The organism is Bifidobacterium sp. UTBIF-68 (assembly GCF_006408855.1).
GTDB classification, from domain to species: domain Bacteria; phylum Actinomycetota; class Actinomycetes; order Actinomycetales; family Bifidobacteriaceae; genus Bifidobacterium; species Bifidobacterium reuteri.
Map to the genome: position 1 here is coordinate 161,729 of NZ_JFAN01000003.1, position 17,790 is coordinate 179,518.

Genomic DNA, 17,790 nt, shown 5'->3' on the forward strand with positions numbered 1-17,790 from the left:
GTCGTACGTGGCCATGCGGCGTGGCTCCCGTAGCATGGCCCCACGGTGTAGGGATTGTCCCACCGTGTAGGGAAATCCCCATGGTGTAGTAAATGACCCACGGTGTAGGGATGTAAAATGGCGGAATTCCGCCAAAACGCAAAAACCGCTCTCTACACCGTGGGCCGTTCCCTACATGGTGGGGTGTTCGTCCTCGTCAGCCCGGTACTGAGAGGCGTCAATATGCGAAGAATCGCACCTCGTGGCCCCGGATGCAGGTGTTGGAGCCGCATTGCCTCGCCATGCGGTTCTGTCGCATGTCGTATGCTCCGGACGCGCTGATGGGCGATTGGGTATTCCTCTGATTACTGAGTGGTAGATAAATCTATGCCGTGAGTGCGTTTCGCTCAAGACACGCTGGTTAAGTGAGCAAACTTTCTGCGTTATACTCTATCTAGTAGTTATTAGATAAATATCCGATAACGAACAGTCATCACAGATATAACTCAACGAAGAGTCGTGGGAATGCGGTTTTAGTGCGCGGGTGTTTTGGCGCGCACAGGGCCGTGAGCCCGCACCATCATCTCCGCGAAAACCAACGAAGGAGTCCACACCATGACCACATGGATCGCCACCACCCAGGACGCCAAGCTCATCGACCGCACGGCCGAACTGGTCGCCACCGGCGCGACCGCAGCGCCGGACCTGCAGCTGGATGGCAATGAGTACCAGAAACTGCGCGGCTTCGGCGGCTGCTTCAACGAGCTCGGCTGGCTGCCGTTGCAGACCGTAACCGAAGCCGAGCGTGACCAGATCATCAAAGAGCTGTTCAGCCCCGACGAGATGAACTTCACGTTCAACCGCGCGCCCGTGGGCGCCAACGATTTCGCCGACCACTGGTACAGCTACGACGAGGTCGAGGGTGACTACGACATGGAGCACTTCTCCGTCGAACGCGACGAGGAGACCCTGATCCCATACATCCACCGCGCGCAGGAATGGCAGCCGGATATGCGCCTGTTCTCGAGCCCCTGGTCCCCGCCGACCTGGATGAAGCGCCCGAAGGCCTACAACTACGGCCGTCTGATCCGCACGCCGGAGAACCTCAAGGCGTACGCGAAGTATCTGGTCAAGTATGTTCAGGCCTACGCCGAGCATGGCATCACCGTGAACCAGCTGCATGTGCAGAACGAGGTCTTCGCCGATCAGAAGTTCCCGAGCGCCCTGTGGGATTCCGATGCCCTGAAGGAGTTCATCCGCGACTATCTCGGACCGGCCTTCGATGAGGCTGGACTCGACACCGACATCTGGCTGGGCACGCTCAACGGTCCGGAGGACATGAAGTGGACTGGCGGCGGCTACGGCATGGCGCTCAACAACTACAACCGTTTCGTGGACAACATCCTCTTCGATGACCGCGCCCGCCACTACATCAAGGGCATCGCCTACCAGTGGGCCGGACAGAACTGCATCTCCCGCACGCACGAATCGTGGCCGGAGATTGAGCTCATCCAGTCCGAGTCCGAGTGCGGCGACGGCCAGAACACATGGGAATACGCCGAATACGTCTTCCACCTCATCAACCACTACATCCGCAACGGCGCCACCGCCTACACCTACTGGAACATGATCCTCGACGATCAGGATTCTACTTGGGGATGGTGGCAGAACTCGTTGTTCACCATCACCGCCGATACGCACGAGGTGCGTCGCAATCCCGAATACTACGTGATGCGCCACTTCTCCAAGTACGTGCGTCCGGGCGCCGTGCTGCTGGGCACCACCGGCCACTTCAACTCGATGGCCATCGCCTTCCGCAACCCGGACGGCACGGTGGTCGTGGTGGCGCAGAACGCCCTCGAAACAGAGATGCCGTTCGAGTTCGCCGACCCGTCCGACGCTTCCCGCGGCATCAAGGCCACGCTCGCCCCGCGTTCGTTCAACACCTTCGTGCTGGACTGACGCGTTGTCTGAAGCGTCGGGCCGACGTGCCGGACGACGTGCCGGCCCGAAGTACGAAGCGCTGTGACGGCGGTTTCCCGTTGCTCACAGCGCTTCAGCTCTGCTTGTTTAGTGTCGTATTCATGGCATCCGTTTCTGGCATCCGTCACGCCGCGACGTACCGGGTGCTTCGGGCATTACCTGTGGGGGCGATGCGACCAGCGTGTTCGAGCTTGCGCAGTGCGTATGCCGCTCGATTCTTGTTGACTCCAAGTCGTTGCTGGATTTCCAGCCGGGAGATGCCTTCGGGGGTGCTTCGGATCAACGCCAAGGTGAGCTCCTCCAATGTGCTGGATGGATTGAATGCATTCGTTTGCGGCGTTGAAGGCATTGCATTTTGGGGTGCCGATGGGGGCAGCGATGGGATGGACGTGCAGCCGTTGTGTGTCACTTGCGCCGGTATGTTGTCGGCCGGTGCCCCGGTGCCGGTGCCGCCGTCGATGTGAGATGTGGCGTGGGCGGTCGGTTCCAAGGCGAGAGTACCCACTCCCTTTCCAGTCGGGTATCCGTTGAGGACGGCGATTTGGACGTTGCCCTTCTCCTGAATGGCGGGACCGGAAGGGAAGGGGTTGCTGGCGGTGAACCAATCACTGATGTCGGGCCCATCGGTTGGATTGGCGTGAATCGGATTGCCCCCGTCTCCGGTGCCGTCCAATCGAGGAAGACTCAGGGTGAATGCGCTTGGCGTGATGCGGATAATGGGCGATTCGCTGTTGCCGGCATACTCCTCCATGATTTTGGGAATGCCGCTGCCGTAGCTTTCCATAAGATCCAGACGGTAGAACGTGTTTGCCAGCACTGTGTTACGGGGTTGGGAGATGCCGTTGGTGAGATCTGTGAGCGTGATGCCCTTCACCAGTCCGCCAAGCGATACGAAATCGATGCGGTCGGCATAGATGCTGACCAAGGTGGGTCCCGAATAATCGTAATCGCGATGTACCACGGCATTGAGCAGAGCCTCTCGCAGGGCCGCTGGCGGATAGGCATAGGTGTCATTGCGGTACAGGCCCACGATATCGGAACGTATCGGATTGTTGAGTTCCAGATAACGACATACATCGTCCAGCTGCTGGAGCAACGATCCCTGAAACTCCTGACGTGCAAGGAACCTCGCTTTCGAATTGCCTTGATATACGGCGCACTTGATGGTATGTCGGCATTGGTCCGAAATCAGGGCTGCGGCGTTGGTGTACAGCCCATCTGAATTGATGAGCCCCAATGACCGTTGTTGGGGCTTGCCCCAAGGTACTTGTTGACGGGCGAATATCGCATTTGCCTCGTTGAATGTCAGGTCCTGATCGATGCTTACGGATGCATCGAACGCCGTGACGTCGTCATCTCGAATCATCTGTCGAATGCGTTCTTCGCTGGCGGGTACGGCGGAAACCCCGTGGCGGATGAACACTCCGGTTGGGCGCATGCCCTTGCCGGCGAGATAGTAAGGGCGTTTGACTCCACGCAGTACGGTGACGTGGACGATGTTGCGCATAACGCCGGCGCCATCCTCCATCGATTCGCATTCGATGGAGGTGTACGCGGTCAGATCCGGTCTGATGGCATTGCGGATCATGTCGCCGACGCCGCCCATCACGGCATCGGGACCATCCACGCCGACGGGGATGCCGTCATCGTCGATGCCGATGTACAGGTCACCGCCTTCGGAGTTCGCGAAAGCGACGATTTCTCGTTTCGCCGCATCGTTGAGCTGTCGTTTGAATTCGACCGTGGCGCTTTCATGCAGTCGGCTCATGGCGGTACCCCTGTTAACCCTCAATTATCATCGATGAATTCATCGTAACTCATCGATGGGACTAGGATTCGGTGTGGAGTGTTGTAGCGGGTGGGTGTCAACTGTTGTTGTCATCGTTGTCATGACGATGGTCCGTCGCCTGTGCCGGGCGTGCGTTTCACACTCGGAAACTAGTATCTTCCGCAAGAAGTTCGTTGATTATATTGTTGGCTCCCCTTGTCGGGGGGCTGTCCCGGCGGGGCTGAGGGGTAGTCAATTCGCCAACGAATTTCTAAAGCAGGACACAAGTGAGGCCGCTGCCATCGCTGCGCCGAAGCCGAATCATGGAGCTTGCGGGGCGGTTCGAGCGCAAGCGGTGGCCGTGCACGTCATCGGAATGCGGTTGGTTTACACTGGTCAACTATGTCCACACCAACCGCATCCCACCCCAAGCGCGTCCGCAAGTCCCCCGAGGAGCGTCGGCGGGAGATCCTCGACGCCGCGGTCCGTTTGATTTCCGAGCGCGGATACAACGGCATCTCCGTGCAGGATGTGGCGGATATGGTGGGTGTCACCAAGCAGGGTGTGCTGCGGTACATCGGCAGCAAGGACAACCTACTGGCGATGGTGTACCGCGAGAACTACAACGTGGACGGCAATGTCGAGGATTTCAAGGTTTCCGGGCTTCCGGGGTCCACTGCCGATGATCTGCGCCTGCCTGCCTACCTGCGCTATCTGGTGGACTACAATTCGCGGCGTCGCATGCTGGTGCAGCTGTTCACCATGCTCCAGGTGGAGACCTTCAACCCGGACCATCCACTGCATGAGGAGTTCGCCGATCGCCAGAATTCGATATGGCGCTACTATTCCAGCTTCGATTGGCGCATCCCGCCGGCGTTCTCCTCGTTCGATGAGGTGCGCCCGATCGTGCGCAAGGCGTTGGAGGCCATGGACGGCATACAGCTGCGCTGGCTTCGTGAGCCTGCCATCGACCTCAACGAAGAATGGGCGGAATTCGAGCCGCTTCTGTTCCCCTCACCGCTGTGGAATGGGTATCGCTGAAGCATATCGCCAGCGCTTATTTGAGCCTTATCGGATTCGTCGCCATTGCATCTGAGTGCCAACGATGATGCCGCGAATATGACGATGGCATTGACGCCAGCCGTCGGGTCGCTGGTATGCCTGTGAACGGCGTGTAGCTGCGCAAGCAAACTGGTAATCCATCGGATTTCGAGCTGTGCGTTGCTGGTTTTCGCCACTCTCCAGCGTGTCTAGGCTCATGCCGCATTAAACTACCAATCGGTAATTAAAGTTGTTCGATTTCATCGAGGAAAGCGATACCGCCATGACCGCAACCATCGAAAACCTGCCCTACAAGAACCCGGACCTGCCTGACACCGAGCGCATCGCCGACCTGCTCTCCCGTATGACCCTCGAGGAGAAGGTCGGCCAGATGATGCAGCTTGACGCGCGAGGCGGTGATCTGGAGGACCTCATCGTCAACAAGCACGTCGGCTCCATCCTGCACACCAGCCCCGCCGATCTGCCGCGCGCCGTCAGGATGGTCAACGAGCAGACCCGTCTGGGCATCCCGCTGGTCATCGGCGACGACTGCATCCACGGTTACTCGTTCTGGCCAGGCGCCACCATCTTCCCCTCCCAGCTGGGCATGGCCGTGAGCTGGGACCCGGCCAAGATCGAGGCCGCCGGTCGCGCCACCGCCGAGGAGGTCTCCTGCACCGGCGTGCACTGGACCTTCTCCCCGGTGCTGTGCATCGCGCGTGACACCCGCTGGGGCCGCGTGGACGAGACCTTCGGTGAGGATCCGATGCTAATCGGTGAGCTCGCCTCCGCTATCGTGCGCGGCTATCAGGGCGGCGCCAAGGTCGGCGAGCCTCTGCCCAAGGACGCGATTCTGGCCTGCGCCAAGCACTTCGCCGGTTACTCCGAGACTCAGGGCGGTCGCGACGCTTCAGAAGCGGACCTCTCCCACCGCAAGCTGGAATCCTGGTTCCTGCCGCCGTTCGAGCGCGTGGCCAAGGAGGGCTGCGGCACGTTCATGCTCGGCTACGAATCCATCGACGGCGTGCCGGTCACGTTCAATAAGTGGCTGCTCACGGACAAGCTGCGTGGTGCGTGGAAGTACAACGGCACCCTCATCACCGATTGGGACAACGTCGGCCGCTCCGTCTGGGAGCAGAAGGTCAAGCCCGACTACGTGCACGCCGCCGCGGACGCGGTCAAGGCCGGCAACGACCTGGTCATGACCACCCCGCAGTTCTATGAGGGCGCAATCGAGGCCGTGAAGACAGGTCTGCTGGACGAATCGCTGATTGACGCAGCCGTAAGCCGTATTCTTGCACTTAAGTTCCGCCTCGGACTGTTCGAGGACCCGCGACTGCCCGACGAGGCCCGCATCAAGGCGGTCATCGGCTCCGAGGAGCATCAGCGCATCAATCTGGAGCTCGCGCGCGAAGCCGTGGCCCTCTTGCGCAACGACGGTGGTCTGCCGTTCACTGCCGGTGCCCAAGGTGGGGGCACCAAGCGCATCGCCGTCGCCGGCCCGCTCGCCGACGATGCCCAGAACCAGCTCGGCGACTGGACCGGCAACTCCGGTCAGGTCTCCTGGATGCCAGACGGCCAGCCGCGCGAGATGATCACTACCGTGCTTGACGGCCTGCGTGCACTCGCCGGCGACGACTGCGAAGTCACCTACGCCCGCGGCGCGAACGTCGTGGACCTCGTGACCGACCCGGCCGGCGAACTCTACCCGGACGGCCAGCCCCGCCCGAAGATCGGCGTGAGCGCCGCCGTCGATCAGACGCTGATCGACGAGGCCGTGGCCAACGCCCGCGAGGCCGACCTCATCGTGGCCGTGGTCGGCGACGTCGTCCAGCTGGTCGGCGAGACCTGCTCCACCGCCACGCTCGAACTGCTCGGCGGCCAGAACGCGCTGCTTGACGCGCTCGCGGCGGTTTCGCGCGAGACCGGCAAGCCGATGGTCACCGTGCTCATCAGCTCCAAGCCGCAGGTGCTGCCCGCCTCCATCGTGGGCGAGAACGGCGTGTTCGCCAAGCGCGTGAGCGACCCGTCCACCGGAACCGGTTCCATCCTGTGGGCCGCGAACCCTGGCATGAAGGGCGGCCAGGCCATCGCCGAAATCATCCTCGGCATCACCAACCCGTCCGGCCGCATTCCGGTCACCTTCCCGCGTCACGCCGGTCAGTTGCCGGTCTACTACAATCAGGTCCGCGGACAGCACGGCGATCGCTACGCCGATCTCACCCAGGACCCGGCATTTGCATTCGGCGAGGGTCTGGGCTATACGACGTTCGAGTACGGCGAACCCCGGATCGTCGGTGATGCTACCGGCGAGGACGGCACGTTCGTGGAGGGCGACACCGTGCACGCCGAGATTGACCTGACCAACACGGGCGACCGTGCGGGCACCGAGGTGGTACAGGCATACATCGGCGACATCGTCACCTCCTACAGCTGGACCGACCGCGAGCTCAAGGCCTTCCAGCGCGTGGACCTCGAGCCGGGCGAGACCAAGACCGTGGCCTTCGACATCCCGGTAGCCGACTGCACCATCGTGGACCCGGACGCCAACCGCATCGTCGAGCCCGGCGAATTCGAACTGCTCATCGGCCACTCGTCCCGCCGCGATGAGCTCAAGCGCACCACGTTCACCGTGGCGTGACGCCGCCGCTTCGCGTTCCCGTGATGTCCCTGAGGCGTCCCCGCTCTTGCTTGTTCCGGCAAGGCGGGGCCGCCTTTTGCGTATCCCATCTACCCTGATGAGTGTTCTGGGCATATGGCGATGATTTGGCGTGCAGGAGTAGCTTTTCTGGGCATATGACGACCAGTTATTCTGGGCATATCCATACCATGAAGCCGGTTCTGGGCATATGCGGTACATGAGGAGGGGAAAATCGTTTCCTCATGTACCGCATATGCCCAGAATGCGTTGTAGGGATTCGTATATGTACCGCATATGCCCAGAACCAGGGCCGCTACTGGTGCGGGCGCCGGCGGAAGCAGAACCGGCCTGTGCCCTACCGATACCCCTCCCACAAAGGCAGGGGCATGAGAACGTCTTCGCAATCCGCCCACATGGCGGCAAGGTCCTGGCCGGGGGAGCGCAGCCAGCGCAGCTGGAGGCCATCCATCATCGAGAAGCCGGCCTGCAGAAGATGCTCCACGTTCACGCCATCCGGCACGCGCCAGTTGATGTTGAGCGCGTTGGCCACGGTGTCGTGCTCGCGGCGGGCGAAATAGTCGTGCGCCGGATGCGCGGGGTCGAGCGCCTCGGCGCTCAGGGTGGAGAACATGTGCACCAGCGCCGGGCGTGTGGCATTCACCGCCACCACCTTGCGCCACATTTCGGCGATGAGCGGACGCGCCTCGGTGACCATCGTGGCCATGATGTCCACGGTCTGCTGGTCGTAGGTTTCGGTGAGCGCGAGGTCCAGCAATCCCTCCTTGCTGCCCACGTAATGCAGTACGCCGGCCTTGGTGAGTCCGACCTCGGTGGCGATGCGTTGCAGCGAGGTGCCGTAGTAGCCGAGTCTGCCGAAGGATTCGACGGTCGCCTCGATGATGGCGCTGCGGCGGTCGTCCGCCGACGCGGCGGGGGAGGGGGTGGGATCGTTCATGCGTTTCTCTTCTCCGCTCCCGAGCCCGGGAGCTGGTAACTGGTGCGGTTGCTGGTGCAGGCGGGGCGATGGGGCTTGCACAACGACTTCCGCACAGTGTATTGCTGCATCGTATCAAGCAAGATTATCTCCTACCTTACGGTCGGTTGGTAAGGATTCCAAATGATTTCGGTGTGTTGCGTCGTCAATTCTGATACTCTACCTACCAACCGGTTGGTCTAGGCGGTATTGCCTGATGGAATTCGCGGATGAACCTCACTGGGCAGCGGGATATCGAATCCCCGAGATTCGTTCCCTTGCCGACGTCCGGACCGAACCGCGCAAAACGACTGACATCGCACACGACTCAAGGAAAGAGGCATCATGAGCGAAACCAACGCAACCCCGACCTACCCCTCCGTCAAGGATCTGACCCTCGAGGAGAAGGCGTCCCTGACCTCCGGCGGAGACGCCTGGCACCTGCAGAGCGTCGAGCACAAGGGCATCCCCGGCTACATGATCACCGACGGCCCCCACGGCCTGAGGAAATCCCTGGCCTCCAACACCAGCGAAACCGACCTCAACGACTCCGTGCCGGCCACCTGCTTCCCGCCGGCCGCAGGCCTCTCCAGCTCGTGGAACCCAGCGCTCATCCGCAAAGTCGGCGAGGTGATGGGCGAGGAGTGCGTGCAGGAGAAGGTCGCTGTGATCCTCGGCCCCGGCGTCAACATCAAGCGCAACCCGCTCGGTGGCCGCTGCTTCGAGTACTGGTCCGAGGACCCGTATCTGGCCGGCCATGAGGCGGTCGGCATCGTCGAGGGCGTGCAATCCAAGGGCGTGGGCACCTCGCTGAAGCACTTCGCCGCCAACAACCAGGAGACCGACCGCCTGCGCGTGGACGCCCGCATCAGCCAGCGGGCCCTACGCGAGATCTACCTGCCGGCCTTCGAGCACATCGTCAAGACCGCCCAGCCGTGGACCATCATGTGCTCCTACAACAGAATCAACGGTGTGCACTCCGCCCAGAACCACTGGCTGCTGACCGACGTGCTGCGCGACGAATGGGGCTTCAAGGGCATCGTCATGTCCGACTGGGGCGCCGACCACGACCGCGTGGCGTCCCTGAACGCCGGCCTGAACCTCGAAATGCCGCCGAGCTACACGGATGACCAGATTGTGTACGCCGCACGCGACGGCCGCATCGACCCAGCTCAGCTCGACCGCATGGCCCAGGGCATGATCGACCTGACCAACAAGGCCCGCGCCGCGATGAGCATCGACGGCTACCGTTTCGATGTGGACGCACATGACGAGGTGGCTCGCCAGGCCGCCGTGGAATCCATCGTCATGCTCAAGAACGAGGACGCGATCCTGCCGATTGACCCTGCCGGAGGCAAGAAGCTCGCCGTCATCGGAGAATTCGCGCGCACCCCGCGTTATCAGGGCGGCGGCTCCTCGCACATCACCCCCACCAAGATGACATCGTTCCTCGACGCTCTGGACGAGCGCGGCATCAAGGCTGACTTCGCCCCCGGCTTCACGCTCGACCTTGCCCCGGCCGACTCCGCGCTGACGCTCGAAGCCGTCGAAACCGCGCGCGACGCCGACGTGGTCCTCATGTTCCTCGGGCTTCCCGAGGAGGCCGAGTCCGAGGGCTTCGACCGCACGACGCTCGACATTCCCGCCAAGCAGATCGAACTGCTGCGTCAAGTGGCTGCGGAGAACCCGAACGTCGTCGTAGTGCTGTCCAACGGTTCTGTGGTAACCGTGCACCCGTGGGCCGATGCCTCCAAGTCGATCCTCGAATCCTGGCTGCTCGGACAGGCCGGCGGCCGCGCGCTCGCCGATGTGGTCTTCGGCGAGGCGAGTCCGTCCGGCAAACTCGCCCAGTCCATCCCGATGGACATCAACGACGACCCGAGCATGCTCAACTGGCCCGGCGAGGAAGGCCACGTCGACTACGGCGAAGGCGTGTTCGTCGGCTACCGCTATTACGACACCTATAACAAGGCCGTCGATTACCCGTTCGGCTACGGCTTGAGCTACGCGACGTTCGAGATCGGCGACGTGGCCGTGGCCAAGACCGGTGCCAACACCGCATCTGTGACCGCGACCGTGACCAACACGTCCGACACGCCCGCCGCCGAAACCGTTCAGGTCTACGTGGCGCCCGGCAAGGCCGACGTTGCCCGTCCGGTTCACGAGCTCAAGGGCTTCGAGAAGGTGTTCCTCGGAGCCGGCGAATCCAAGACCGTGACCATCGAGCTCAATGAGCGCGCCTTCGCCTACTGGTCCGAGAAGTACAACGACTGGCATGTCGAAGCTGGCGAATACACGGTGGAGGTCGGCGTCTCCAGCCGCGACATCGCCGCCAGCATCGCGGTGACGCTCGACGGTGACGGCAAGTCCATGCCGCTGAACGAATGGTCGACGTTCGGCGAATGGTCCGCCGACCCGGTCGGCGCCAAGGTGGTCGAGGCGGTGGGTGCCGCCGGCGAACGCGGCGATATGCCCAAGCTGCCGGACAACGACATGATGCGCCTGTTCCTCAATTCCATGCCGATCAACTCGCTGCCCACGCTGCTGGGCGAGTCCGGCAAGGACCTCACCGCCTTCATGCTCGACGAATACGCGGCGCTGACCAAGTAGCAGCAGTCCGGTCAGACGGTCCGTCGGCCTGACGTCGCGACATACCAAAGGGGAGTTCGCAGAACCACGGTTGTCACAGACAGCCATTGGGTTTCGCGCCATTGCGCGAAGCCCATCCGCCGTTCTGCGAACACCCCTTCGACGTATCGGCCGGCAACGAGCTATTGGTCTGTGCAAAGCTTCCTACAAGGCCCACTGACATGGTGGCCCCCAATGGACGACAGGCAATTGTTGTATGCGGAACTGTTGTATATGGGACGTAATAACATGCTTCAATGCAGATTAGATGCACATGGAATGCATAGTCAACTGTCGCGAATGGAGGGGTTGTGGACCGTCGTATCCTCAGCTTCGATTTGCGGGCGCTCGTCAAGGCGGTGAATCGGTATCTGGGTGAGACGATGCCGGAATCGGCGCGTATCGCCACAGGCGGGAACGCGCATATCATCATGTTCCTTGCCCGTAATCGGGACAAGGACATCTACCAGCACACCATCGAACAGAAGTTCTGCATCAGCCGGTCCACAGCCTCACGTGTGCTGGCGTTGATGGAGAGGAAAGGGCTTATCGTGCGCGAATCGGTCGCCCACGATGCCCGGCTCAAGAAAATCGTGCTCACCGAAAAGGCGGATGCCATCGTCGCCGACCTCACGGCGAATGGCGAGCGAGTGGAGCGTCTGCTGTCGAAGGGATTCACCCAGGCGGAGACCGAACAGCTCATGCAATACGTGCAACGGTTGCGTGCCAACGTGGACGCAGCGCAGCAGGCGTTCGAGCTGCGGCAAGAACAGCCCCGACATGAAACCAAACAATTCGACCATGACGAAATATCGGATACGGAGAACAAGAAGGAGGAGAGCAAATGAGCGATACCACAGCAAAACGTACTGCACGTACTGCAATAGCAGACAGCGATGATGCAGTCGCCACCGAAGCCGCGATCATGCGGTCGCGCAAGGCCGTCGAACCGGAACGCCCCAAGCATGTCATCCGGACGCTGGCGGGATCGATGCGCGAATACACCAAGGAGAGTTTCCTGGCCCCGCTGTTCGTGTTCATCGAGGCCATTCTGGAAATCGTGATTCCTACCGTGATGGCCACCCTGATCGACCAGGGCATCACCGGCGGCTCCATGCCCGCCATCATCAGGTTCGGCCTGATCCTGCTGGCCTGCTCCCTGGTTTCGCTGGGTTGCGGCTTCCTGGCCGGAAAGTACGCTGCCATCGCGGCCGCCGGTTTCGCCAAGAACCTGCGCCACGACCAATTCGAACAGGTGCAGCGCTTCAGCTTCACCAACATCGACCGCTTCTCCACCGGTTCGATCATCACGCGCCTGACCACTGATGTGACCAACCTGCAGATGGCGTACGGCATGATGGTGCGTATGGGCGTGCGCGCCCCGATCATGGTGATCGTGGCGTGGATCTTCTCCTACCGCATCAGCCCGAGCATCTCCATGGTGTTCCTCGCCTGCATTCCGATCCTGGCCATCGGCCTGTGCGGTCTGGCGGTGCTGGTGCATCCGGTGTTCGAGCGTGTGTTCCACACCTACGATGCCCTCAACAACGTGGTGGACGAGAACCTGCAGGGTGTCCGCGTGGTGAAGTCCTACAACCGCGAATCCTTTGAAATCAACAAGTTCGACAGGATCTCCAAGCGCATCTTCAAGGACTTCACACTCGCCGAACGCATCATGAGCTTCAACAATCCAATCATGATGTTCTGCATCTACGCCTCGATGATCCTCATCGCATGGCTGGGCGCCCAGCAGATCGTCGCCTCGGGCAACAACGCCGCCATCGGCCTGACCACTGGAGACTTGACCGCTCTGGTGACCTACGCCATGCAGATCCTCATGGCCATGATGATGCTGTCGATGATTTTCGTCATGTTCATCATCTCCCAGGCCTCCGCCGAGCGCATCTGCCAGGTGCTTCAGGAGAAGAGCACCGTGGTCGATCCGGAAACCCCGATCTCGACCGTGGCCGACGGCTCCATCGAATTCGACGATGTCACGTTCCGCTATTCCGACAGCTCCGAAAAGCCGGTGCTTGATGACATCAACCTGACCATCCCCTCCGGCGCCACCATCGGCATCGTCGGCGGCACGGGTTCGGCGAAATCCTCGCTCGTCCAGCTCATTCCCAGGCTCTACGACGTTTCCTCCGGCTCGCTCAAGGTAGGCGGCCGCGATGTGCGCGACTATGACCTCGAGGTGCTGCGCGACCAGGTGGCCATGGTGCTGCAGAAGAACGTGCTGTTCTCCGGCACCATCGCCGAAAACCTGCGCTGGGGTAATCCGGATGCCACGGACGAGGAGCTGCGTCATGCCTGCCGGCTCGCCCAGGCGGATGGCTTCATCCAGGAATTCCCGGACAAGTACGACACGTACATCGAACAGGGCGGCACCAACGTCTCCGGTGGCCAGCGTCAGCGTCTGTGCATCGCCCGCGCACTGCTCAAGAAGCCGAAGATCCTGATTCTCGACGACTCCACCTCCGCCGTCGACACCAAGACCGACAAGCTGATCCGCGAAGCGTTCCACCATGAGATCCCAGACACCACCAAGATCATCATCGCCCAGCGCGTGGCCTCGGTGCAGGAGTCGGACATGATCCTCGTCATGGACGAAGGCCGCATCATGGCACGCGGCACCCATGAGGAGCTGCTCAGGACCTGCGACGAATACCGGTCCATCTACGAATCCCAGACCAAGAACACCGCTCAAGGCCAGATGGAACTCGACCGGTCCGCAGCCGACCAGTCCGCGGCCGAGGAGGCCGCGAAGGTCAGAGGCGTCGATTCCAATAGCGAATCCAGCAATGAGTCTGGTGACAAGGCACAGGAAGGAGAGGCGCGATGAGCGACAAGCAGAATCAACGGAATTTCCGCAACCGCAAACCCGCGATGGGCAAGGCGGCTCCCGGCACCACCAAGCGCATCTTCGGATACATCCTGCAATACCGTTGGCGTGTGGTGGCCATCGTGGCGTGCATCCTCATTGGCGCTATCGCACAGGCCGGTTCCGCCCTATTCCTGCAGACCCTCATCGATAAGTACATCCTGCCGATGGTCGGGCAGAGCAATCCCGATTGGGTGCCTCTGATCCGCGCCATCACCCTGATGGGTTGCCTGTATGCGGCCGGTATCGTTTCCTCCTGGCTGTGGGTATGGCTGGTCGTGACGGTCGAACAGGGCACGTTGAAGAAGATCCGCGACGACATGTTCGCCCACCAGCAGCATCTGCCGATCCGCTACTTCGACACCAACGAGCACGGCGACATCATGAGCCGTTACACCAACGACACGGATACGCTGCGTCAGGCCATCAGCCAGTCGTTCCCGCAGATGTTCTCCGCCGGCATCTCCGCGCTGGCGGCCGTGATCGCCATGTTCTGGTTGTCAGTGCCGCTCACGTTGTTCGTGCTCCTGTTCACCGTGCTGCTGTACTTCATAGTGCGCGCGATCGTCGGCCGTGCCGGACGCTATTTCGTCAAGCAGCAGCAGTGGCTGGGCGATGTGAACGCCTTCGTGGAGGAATCCGTCAACGGCCAGAAGGTCATCAAGGTCTTCAACCATGAGGAGACCACCCAGCGCACCTTCGACCAGAAGAACCAGGAACTGTTCGAGGCGTCCGCCGAGGCCAACACCTGGGGCAACGTCACCATGCCGGTGGTGGGCAATATGGGCTATGTGCTGTACATCCTGCTCGCCATCGTGGGCGGTGCCATGGCGCTTGGCGGCGTGGGCAACTTCGGCCTGTCCGGCGCAGGCCCGCTGACCCTCGGCACCTTGGTCTCGCTGCTGACGCTGTCCCGTTCGTTCATCAACCCACTCGGCCAGGTCTCCATGCAGCTCAACATGGTGATGATGGCGCTCGCCGGTGCCTCCCGAATCTTCGCGTTGATGGATGAACCGGTGGAGTCGGACGGCGGCACGGTGACGCTGGTCAACGTGGAACTGGGCGAAGACGGCCGCACCATGACGGAGACCGACCATGAGACCGGCCACTGGGCATGGAAGCGCGAAGCCGGCGATGATGGCACCCGTTCGCTTAAGGCTGCGGAGAAACTGCATGGCGCCGCACGCGAGGTGGCCTTGAAGGCCAAAGAGCAGGCGATCACCTCGCCTGACGGCAGGCTTACGCTGCTGCAGGGCGACGTGCGTTTCACCAACGTGACTTTCGGCTACAACCCGGACAAGCCGGTGCTGCACGACATCACCTGGTTCGCCAAGCCCGGCCAGAAGATCGCGCTCGTCGGCGCCACCGGTGCCGGCAAGACCACCGTGACCAACCTCATCAACCGGTTCTACGACATCCAGGAAGGCCAGATTCTGTACGACGGCATCTCCGTGGCCGGCATCAAGAAGCCTGATTTGCGCAGGTCTTTGGGCATCGTGCTGCAGGACGTGAACCTGTTCACCGGCACCGTGATGGACAACATTCGTTATGGCCGTCTGAACGCCACTGATGAGGAATGCATTGAGGCCGCGCGTCTGGTCAATGCGGACAGCTTCATCCGCATGCTGCCCAAGGGCTACGACACAGTGCTGGAAGGCGACGGTTCCGGCCTGTCCCAAGGTCAGCGCCAGCTGATTTCCATCGCCCGCGCCGCGGTGGCCGATCCGCCCGCGCTGATTCTCGATGAGGCCACGTCTTCCATCGATACCCGTACCGAGGAAGTCGTGCAGGCCGGCATGGATAACCTGATGAAGGGCCGTACGGTCTTCGTCATCGCCCATCGTCTGTCCACCGTACGCAACTCCGACGTGATCATGGTGCTCGACCACGGCAACATCATCGAGCGTGGCTCGCATGACGAGCTGATCGCGCAGAAGGGCGAGTACTACCAGCTGTACACCGGCGCGGTGGAGCTGGAGTAGTCGATACGCCTGCAAAAACCGCACCTCGATTATCGGGGTGAAGCAATTCTCATCCGGTGGTTGGGGTGCGGTTTTCTATGTTGAGAGCCGTGTGTTGGCGCAGGATTGCGAATATTGGCGGTGAAAAGGGTACATTTGAATTGTTGCTTTGACGATGTATCGGCCGCAAGGAGGGGACTATGGCGTTCGTGACGTTGAAGGATGTTGCTCAACGTGCCGGTGTATCGGCTGCTGCTATTTCCCAGATACTTCACAATAAAGGCCGCTTTTCTAGTGATACGCGACAGTTGGTGCTGAAAACTGTTGAGGAAATGGGGTATGTGCCCGATCAACGTGCTCGTTCCATGCGCTCGTCGGATACTAAGACTGTTGGCCTGCTGGTTCCTGATTTGCGCAATCCGTATTTCGCTGATTTAGTCTCGTCAATGGAAGACGAGTTGTATGCCCAGGGCTATTCCACGCTGATTGGTACTTCAGCAGAAACAGTGGAACGCCAGGATGCGTTTATTGGCAATCTGCTTGGGCAACGTATTGACGGGGCAATCGTGGTGCCGCAAGGTGTCAATTCGTCTGGTATGCAGTCGCTTATCGCGCGCGAGCTACCACTGGTGTTCGTGGATCGTTTGGTATCGGGAGTAAATTCGGTGCCATTCGTAGTGTCCGACCCATACCCAGGTGTTTGCGAGGCGGTTGCCGAACTTGTGCGCTTAGGGCATCGTCACATTGGATTTGTGTCACACTCGTCACTGGGCTCGTCCAATATAAATGAGCGTGAAGCGGCATTCCGTTCTGCTGTGGCACAGGTGACGCAGTTGGGGGAGGGAACTGCGGCGGTTGTCGACTGTGATTCTACATATGTTTCGCGCGAAGCAGGACTAAATAAACTTGTAAGAGCAGGTGTTACGGCGATTATTTGCGCTTACTCGCCTGACATGATCACGATGATTGGTTTGCTGCATGACCGCGGCATTGATATTGGTAGTGAAATGTCAGTGATTTCATTCGATGACATTGCCGTATTCCGTCTGCTGACTCCGCAAGTCGCGATTATTTCGCAGCAAGCTGAGGATATGGGTCGCCAGGGCGTGGATATGTTGCTCGACATGATTATAAATAATGATTGCAGTCGTGGTGAATCGCGCTATGTCCCGTCATCGTTTGTACTGCGTGATTCGGTTGGGGCTCCTATGTGGCGTGTGCCCTGATATTGCAGCGTTTATCAGGTGCATGAAGGCTGGGTTTATGCGCTGAACAGTGCTGACGTGCCGACATCGTTGACAACATCGGTAAAAGGTTATATCATAATTTTCATTAGTTGATTAAACGTTTTATCAATGGCGATGATCAACGATGATCGGTTTGGAGGAAACTCACAGAGGAGGTGAGCGGGCAATGTGCATATCGATTCAGCAAGACGCGCTGACAGCCGAACTGTACGTCAGCGTTCGCGACGCTGTGGGTTTCTACCATTACGACCGCGAAGACGCGCGTATGGCGCTGGATGGTGGGCTGTATTCCGTGGTTGCCTACGTTGATGGTCAGGTGGCCGGAATTGGTCGTGTGGTCGGCGATGGACGTATCGCATTCTTCATCAAAGATCTCGTGGTATTACCGCAATACCAAGGGGATGGAGTCGGTACGGCGGTGCTGCGCGCACTTATCACACGCATTCGAGAACACTGCTGCAACCATGCGTACATTGGCCTGATGGCAACACCTGGCAAGGAATCGTTCTACGAAGAGCATGGGTTCCTGCGCCGGCCGGCACCGGGTTATGGCAGCGGATTAGTCCAATTCGTTGATCCCGTTCCGCTCAGCGCAGCTGAATCCACCGCCACAAGCGGAATCAAGTAATCGGCTCGCCGAGCACTACGCATAACACGTATATCAACACACCACGAAAGGAACCGA

The 17,790-nt window shown here is 60.5% G+C and carries 11 protein-coding genes; 9 read left to right on the forward strand and 2 right to left on the reverse strand.

The window, feature by feature from the left end; translation table 11 throughout:
* Positions 1–594: 594 nt before the first annotated feature.
* The gene (locus tag BW14_RS01055; RefSeq protein WP_140463688.1) at positions 595–1,941 is read left to right on the forward strand and encodes a glycoside hydrolase family 30 beta sandwich domain-containing protein; all 1,347 of its coding nucleotides are present in this window, start codon (positions 595–597) and stop codon (positions 1,939–1,941) included.
* Between the two features lie 145 nt (positions 1,942–2,086).
* Here the strand turns inward: BW14_RS01055 and BW14_RS01060 are convergent, their stop codons facing one another.
* Entirely contained in the window at positions 2,087–3,730 is a 1,644-nt protein-coding gene (locus tag BW14_RS01060) for an ATP-binding protein (protein ID WP_140489121.1), read from the reverse strand.
* Positions 3,731–4,132: 402 nt separating this feature from the next.
* On the opposite strand from BW14_RS01060, the gene BW14_RS01065 reads away from it, so the two are divergent.
* Positions 4,133–4,771, forward strand: a complete 639-nt coding sequence (locus tag BW14_RS01065; RefSeq protein WP_140489122.1) for a TetR/AcrR family transcriptional regulator — start codon at positions 4,133–4,135, stop codon at positions 4,769–4,771.
* A gap of 283 nt (positions 4,772–5,054) precedes the next feature.
* Complete coding sequence (locus BW14_RS01070; protein ID WP_140489123.1) at positions 5,055–7,412, forward strand: glycoside hydrolase family 3 N-terminal domain-containing protein; 2,358 nt, start codon at positions 5,055–5,057, stop codon at positions 7,410–7,412.
* Positions 7,413–7,767: 355 nt separating this feature from the next.
* Here the strand turns inward: BW14_RS01070 and BW14_RS01075 are convergent, their stop codons facing one another.
* Positions 7,768–8,367: a TetR/AcrR family transcriptional regulator gene (locus BW14_RS01075; protein ID WP_044088695.1), complete on the reverse strand. Its 600-nt coding sequence runs from the start codon at positions 8,365–8,367 to the stop codon at positions 7,768–7,770.
* Positions 8,368–8,730: 363 nt separating this feature from the next.
* Between BW14_RS01075 and BW14_RS01080 the strand changes: the two genes are divergently transcribed.
* The 6 genes from BW14_RS01080 (at position 8,731) to BW14_RS01105 (ending at position 17,733) form a co-directional block, all read left to right on the forward strand.
* Positions 8,731–10,995: an exo-alpha-(1->6)-L-arabinopyranosidase gene (locus BW14_RS01080; RefSeq protein WP_044088694.1), complete on the forward strand. Its 2,265-nt coding sequence runs from the start codon at positions 8,731–8,733 to the stop codon at positions 10,993–10,995.
* Between the two features lie 329 nt (positions 10,996–11,324).
* Positions 11,325–11,861 (forward strand): MarR family winged helix-turn-helix transcriptional regulator, encoded by a 537-nt coding sequence (locus BW14_RS01085; RefSeq protein WP_044088693.1) that lies wholly within the window; start codon positions 11,325–11,327, stop codon positions 11,859–11,861.
* A 77-nt stretch (positions 11,862–11,938) separates the two neighbouring features.
* Complete coding sequence (locus BW14_RS01090; protein ID WP_140489135.1) at positions 11,939–13,858, forward strand: ABC transporter ATP-binding protein; 1,920 nt, start codon at positions 11,939–11,941, stop codon at positions 13,856–13,858.
* On the forward strand, positions 13,855–15,879 hold the full coding sequence (locus tag BW14_RS01095) for an ABC transporter ATP-binding protein (RefSeq protein WP_140489124.1): 2,025 nt from the start codon (positions 13,855–13,857) through the stop codon (positions 15,877–15,879). Before BW14_RS01090 ends, BW14_RS01095 begins: the two co-directional genes overlap by 4 nt.
* Before the next feature lie 179 nt (positions 15,880–16,058).
* Complete coding sequence (locus BW14_RS01100) at positions 16,059–17,084, forward strand: substrate-binding domain-containing protein (RefSeq protein WP_140489125.1); 1,026 nt, start codon at positions 16,059–16,061, stop codon at positions 17,082–17,084.
* A gap of 187 nt (positions 17,085–17,271) precedes the next feature.
* Positions 17,272–17,733: a GNAT family N-acetyltransferase gene (locus BW14_RS01105; RefSeq protein ID WP_025299959.1), complete on the forward strand. Its 462-nt coding sequence runs from the start codon at positions 17,272–17,274 to the stop codon at positions 17,731–17,733.
* Positions 17,734–17,790 lie beyond the last annotated feature (57 nt).